General features: G+C 48.2%; 4 protein-coding genes and 1 pseudogene. 3 read left to right on the top strand and 2 right to left on the bottom strand.

Going from position 1 to position 5,525, the window contains the following annotated elements; all coding sequences use genetic code 11:
* Nucleotides 1–1,605: 2-isopropylmalate synthase (locus RMO27_RS15135; protein ID WP_309733958.1), on the bottom strand; the 1,605-nt coding region annotated here is incomplete at its 3' end.
* A gap of 312 nt (nucleotides 1,606–1,917) precedes the next feature.
* Nucleotides 1,918–2,439 carry an NYN domain-containing protein gene (locus RMO27_RS15140; RefSeq protein ID WP_309733960.1) on the bottom strand — a complete coding sequence of 174 codons (522 nt, stop codon included), beginning with the start codon at nucleotides 2,437–2,439 and terminating at the stop codon, nucleotides 1,918–1,920.
* 679 nt (nucleotides 2,440–3,118) lie between these two features.
* Here RMO27_RS15140 and RMO27_RS15145 point away from each other — a divergent pair.
* From RMO27_RS15145 to RMO27_RS15155, 3 genes and pseudogenes are all read left to right on the top strand, one after another.
* A complete protein-coding gene (locus tag RMO27_RS15145; protein ID WP_309733961.1) occupies nucleotides 3,119–4,321 on the top strand; it encodes a type IV pilus twitching motility protein PilT in 1,203 nt (400 codons plus the stop codon).
* A gap of 194 nt (nucleotides 4,322–4,515) precedes the next feature.
* Nucleotides 4,516–5,148, top strand: coding sequence for a fasciclin domain-containing protein (locus RMO27_RS15150; protein ID WP_309733963.1), 633 nt, complete (start codon nucleotides 4,516–4,518; stop codon nucleotides 5,146–5,148).
* Nucleotides 5,149–5,321: 173 nt separating this feature from the next.
* Nucleotides 5,322–5,525, top strand: a pseudogene (locus RMO27_RS15155) (ATPase); the annotation flags it as partial.

Raw genomic sequence — 5,525 nt, forward strand, 5'->3', positions numbered from 1 at the left:
ATTAACTATCAACCGACTCGCTGCTTCCTCTAACTTCGTTTTGGCAGCATACAGACGGTTGAGGGCATTAATATATGCTTGTGCGGATGCCACAATAATATCGGTATTGGCTGCATAACCAGAATAAGTATATTCCTGATACTTGAGCCGAATCGTCACCTCGCCGATCGCATCAATACCACCAGTAACTGATTGCACCGAAAATTCAATCAATTGATTGGGAACGTTGATGACGCGATTGATTGCTTTGTAGACGGCATCGACAGGGCCGGTACCGATCGCAGCATCGCTCAATTCCTGACCATCTGGCATCCTGACTGTCACAGTAGCAGTCGGTTGGGCACGATCGCCGCAGGTGACTTGGACTCGATCGAGGACAAAGATGGTGGGGATTTGTTGGGTTTCGTCGTTAACGATCGCTTCGAGATCTCGATCTGCGATTTCTTTTTTCTTGTCGGCTACATCCTTAAATCGCAGGAAGGCTTTGTTGAGATCGTGCTCGGACAATTCGATCCCCAATTCTAACAAGCGAGTCCGAAATGCGTTCCGGCCGGAGTGTTTGCCGAGGACGATCGAATTTTCGGTGAGGCCGATCGACTGGGCGTCCATGATTTCGTAAGTGTTGCGGTTCTTCAGCATCCCGTCTTGGTGGATGCCGGATTCATGGGCGAAGGCGTTGGCTCCGACGATTGCTTTGTTTCGCTGCACCAGCATCCCCGTCAGGTTGGACACCAACCTCGACGTGCGATAGATTTCGGTGGTGTTGATATTAGTCAGTGGCGTTTCCGAATCCACAGGGCGACCCAGGAACGGGTTGAAGTATTGACGGCGCACATGTAAGGCCATGACCAATTCTTCCAACGCCGCATTCCCAGCCCGTTCGCCGATGCCGTTGATGGTGCATTCTAGTTGGCGTGCGCCGTATTTGATCGCTTCGAGGAAGGAGGCGACGGCTAAGCCAAGGTCGTTGTGACCATGGACGGACAAAACCGCGTTGTCGATGTTCGGGACGTGCTCTTTGATGCCGCGAATCATGTCGCCGAATTCGCTAGGGGTCATGTAGCCGACGGTGTCGGGGATGTTAATCGTCGTCGCCCCTGCCGTGATCGCCCGCTCCACGACCTGATACAAGTACGCTGGCTCCGATCGGGCGGCATCCATGGGCGAGAATTCCACATCTTTGACGAAGGATTTGGCGTAAGTCACCATTTCTTCGGCGATGGTGAGGACTTCCGATCGACTTTTCTTCAACTGATATTCCAAGTGAATATCGGAGGTGGAAATAAAGGTGTGAATTCGCGCATGGACTGCGGGTTGCAAGGCTTCGGCGGCGGCTTTGATATCCGCTGGGATGGCGCGAGCCAAGCTACAGATCGTCGGGCCATCCTCGGTACCGACCAATTCGGCAATCCGTTTCACTGCGTCGAAATCCCCAGGGCTAGCAAAAGCGAATCCCGCTTCGATTACATCCACACCGAGCCGTGCCAGTTGGCGGGCGATCGCAATTTTCTCATCCACGTTGAGGGTGGCACCAGGAGCCTGTTCGCCATCGCGCAGGGTGGTGTCGAAAATAATAATGCGGTCTGATGCTGGTTGTTGAGTCATGGTGTTAGATCTCTCAAAAGAATAATGAATTAATCACAAAAGCTACTAGTAGATTCAACATCCAGATCGGTACACCCACATCAATTAAGTGGATGAACCTATCTTAGTTGTGAATCAATTTGCTTGATGTTTAAGGTGACAGATGAATTAGAAGTTGATCATGAATTTGTGTTGTCAATCATCAACTTGTTTATTACCAGCGATTTAAGATCGCATCGCTATCTTTCTGCCACCTAGATAAGCAATAGTAACTCAGACAATTTGACTGGCATTATTTTGATTTCTTGGTGTGCTAACACTTGATTGGTTCTCCTATAGGGAATCAACTTTTTCGATCCGATCGCGAATATCATTGAGATCGATATAGCGATCTGTGACATTCCTCAACTCCCTGGCGATCATCCCTTCGGTCGAGATCACAGTGATGTGGGTATTTTTCGATCTGAGTAGCTCGATCGCGCGCTCGAAATCTCCGTCGCCACTAAAGAGCACAACTCGATTGTACTGATCTACAGTATTAAACATATCGACCACAATTTCAATATCCAGATTCGCTTTTTGGGAGTAGCGACCGGATGTATCATCGTAATACTCCTTGAGGATTTTGGTGCGGACGGTATAACCGAGACTGATCAGCGCATCGCGAAACCCACGTTGATCCTGAGCATCTTTGAGTCCAGTGTACCAAAAAGCATTAATGAGCATCAGCTCTGGTTCTTTCGTAAAGTACTCCAGCACGCGCCGAGGATCGAAAAACCACCCATTTTTTTGTTGGGCATAAAACATATTATTGCCGTCCACAAAGATGGAGAGACGGTTAGCAGCAGAAAACATTATAAATATTACCTAGTTATTTTTATAGTTAAAGTAAAGTGGCTCTCGATGTACGAAGACAGGAAGTTTCACACACATAAAAGAGGCTACACCAATGGCGATCTAACACTCTGAAATTTAGCTAAATTAGGTTAGCACAACACTCTAAGGCTGGGAATTAACCAACCATAGCGGCACAGATAACGAAAGATCGGACTGGGGATAGTAAAGTTTAGCTAGTTAATTTAAAGATATAGAGTATAAGCATCGGGTCGAAGATCGCCAATCGATCGGACGAATGTGTCAAACAACCATCAGCGCAATCGGTAACGAATGCAGATCGAGGAATTTAGGTCGATCCGAACCTCATCGACAAAAATGTAACAATTAGCATAATAATTTAGGAGAATAATGTATATATGCCTCCTATCTTACCAAACTTCGAGTGTTTCAGCGAAGGTTCTTTAAATACCAAAAATATTCCGTGAATTTACCGATTCGGTAGCGATTCCGATCGATTTAGCACACATGGGTCTTGCCAAAAAATCGGATATCTTTGAGTGCGGGTCGATCTAACGAGCAGCATGTCGGCGTGGCTCACAAAATAGAACCCAGATCCACAACAGATCGTCAATCTCCGGTCAAAATTTGGGCAACCTAAACAAGAGTAGTCGCACAACATCATCCAGCCCGCCGATCTATGGTAAACTCCCGTAATTTCCCGGCACCACCGCCACCAGCACCCAGTCTATCGAGTCATTTTCCGCCACCCCCGCCCAGTCTGAGCACCGCCACGATGGTTCAGACTCAGGCTACCAAACCCAGCTATCAGTTACCACCAGGACAGCCATCGATCGGCAAATTGATCGCGGCAGCGTTTGAGGCTGGTTATTCGGATGTTCATGTTGGTGTCGGTGAAAATCCCCGCTTTCGCAATCGGGGCGAGATTCAAACCACTGACTATCCAGAAACCGATCTAGCCACCTTCATGTCCTGGCTGCATGAAGTTTTGAGCGAGGCAGATATTCGCACATTTCAAGAGAATTTGGACTTTGATGGTGCTACCCAGTACGATTTCGCACGGGTGCGGATCAATGTATTTGACTCGCTCTATGGTTATGCGATGGTGATGCGACTGATTCCGATGCAGATTGCCACGATCGAGGAATTACGCTTACCGCCAGTATTTCGCGATGTCTGCTACCAGCACAAGGGCTTGATCCTCGTCACGGGGCCGACAGGTTCTGGTAAATCGACATCGATGGCCGCGATGGTCGATTTTATGAACAAAGAAATGCCGCGCCACATTATCACGATCGAAGATCCGATCGAGTTTATTCACAAAAGCAAGCGCGCACTGATCAAGCATCGGGAAGTTGGTGCCAATACATTGATGTTCGATACCGCCCTGAAAGCGGCTCTGCGCGAAGATCCCGACGTGATCCTAGTGGGAGAAATGCGCGATCGCGAGACGGTCAATACAGCATTAAAAGCCGCTCAAACCGGGCACTTAGTGATCGGTACCTTGCACACCAACAGTGCGATCAAAACGATCGAGCGGATTCTCAATCTGTTCAAACCTGAAGAACAAGCTGTCATGCGCGTCTCCCTCGCCGAATCGCTGGTCGCGGTAATCTCCCAAGGCTTATGTCGGACTACCGACGGTAAACGCGCGGCTTATCACGACATCTTGATCAATACCGAAACCGTCAAAGACTATGTCCGTGATGGTAAGTATGATGAGATCGCCCCACTGATGACCGATGGGGAATTTGACGGGATGATTACGATGAACAAATCCTTGTTTGCCCTCTACCAAGAAGGTCGAATTACTGAAGAAACCGCCCTCGAACTCTCGCCGACAGCCAATGAAATGGCGATGATGTTGCGCGGTAAAATCTAGTTTTTAGCAAATCTTCAGATCGCCAGCTGGCGATCTTGAAAAGAGTGGTGGCGATTGCCATCGCTCTTTTTGCTAGGCCACCAGATGCTCTCAGAATCACCGATTTCCCGATCTAGATATCGGGAACACAAAACTTAATTAAATGTCATCATGATATTAAGAACGTTAATATTCTTAATTAGGTTTACTTCCCCATGTCTAGATCCATCTTCTCCAAATCGATTGCTGCAACTCTGGGTGCCGCAGTCGTAGCTACAGGTTTATTCGCGAGTATCTCCAGTTATGCCCAAAGTGGTACGATGACACCGACGACTACCCCTGCTACCACTACTCCTAGTGGTGGATCGACGGGTACCCCCGGTACGACTACTCCTGGCGGTAGCATGTCCACCCCCACCAAAAAAGCACCTACTGGCAAAACGATCGTCACTATTGCTGCTGGTAATAAAAATTTCACTACTTTAGTTAAAGCTCTTAAAGCCGCAGATCTAGTCGATACCTTATCGGCAGAAGGCCCTTATACCGTATTTGCACCGACCAATGCGGCATTTGCAAAGCTGCCCAAAGCAACTCTTGCAAACCTCCTCAAACCCGAAAACCAAGAGCAACTCAAAAAAGTGCTCACTTATCATGTCGTTCCTGGTACCGTGACCTCCAAGCAGCTCAAAGCTGGCTCGGTTGCTACCGTTGAAGGCAGTAATGTCACTGTCAAAATCAAAGGTAAAAAGGTCATGATTAATAATGCCAGTGTGATCCTTGCTGATGTCAAAGCTAGCAACGGTGTCATTCACGCGATCGATACCGTTTTGATTCCCGCTGCTAAATAATCGATCGGGAATATTAAATAGCCGAGGTGGGTAAGATCCACCTCGGCTATTTGCTGGGTTGGGTCGGTTCCAAACTCGATCGTCACAGTTCTCAACTACCCTGACTTTTCACGTTAAGTGCCTCTAGCAAGCTGCCAGCCTTGGCAGGGGGTGAGCAAATTAATTCAGTCTGATTGGTCGATCGGGAGCGGCTAGCCCTGTCTCTGAGCGAATCCGATCGGCTCAAACATCTGTTGCCGGAAATTCTTTCCTATGCAAAACCCCAACCATTGCAGCTCTCTAGGCTGAATATCAGTGAATTTTTGAAGCTGCTGTTAATCCAGATTCAGGAACTACCCGAAGCAATCGATCGCCGGATCGATTTTGAAAGCCATCTG

It is taken from the genome of Chamaesiphon sp. OTE_75_metabat_556 (assembly GCF_031378165.1).
Taxonomy (GTDB): domain Bacteria; phylum Cyanobacteriota; class Cyanobacteriia; order Cyanobacteriales; family Chamaesiphonaceae; genus Chamaesiphon.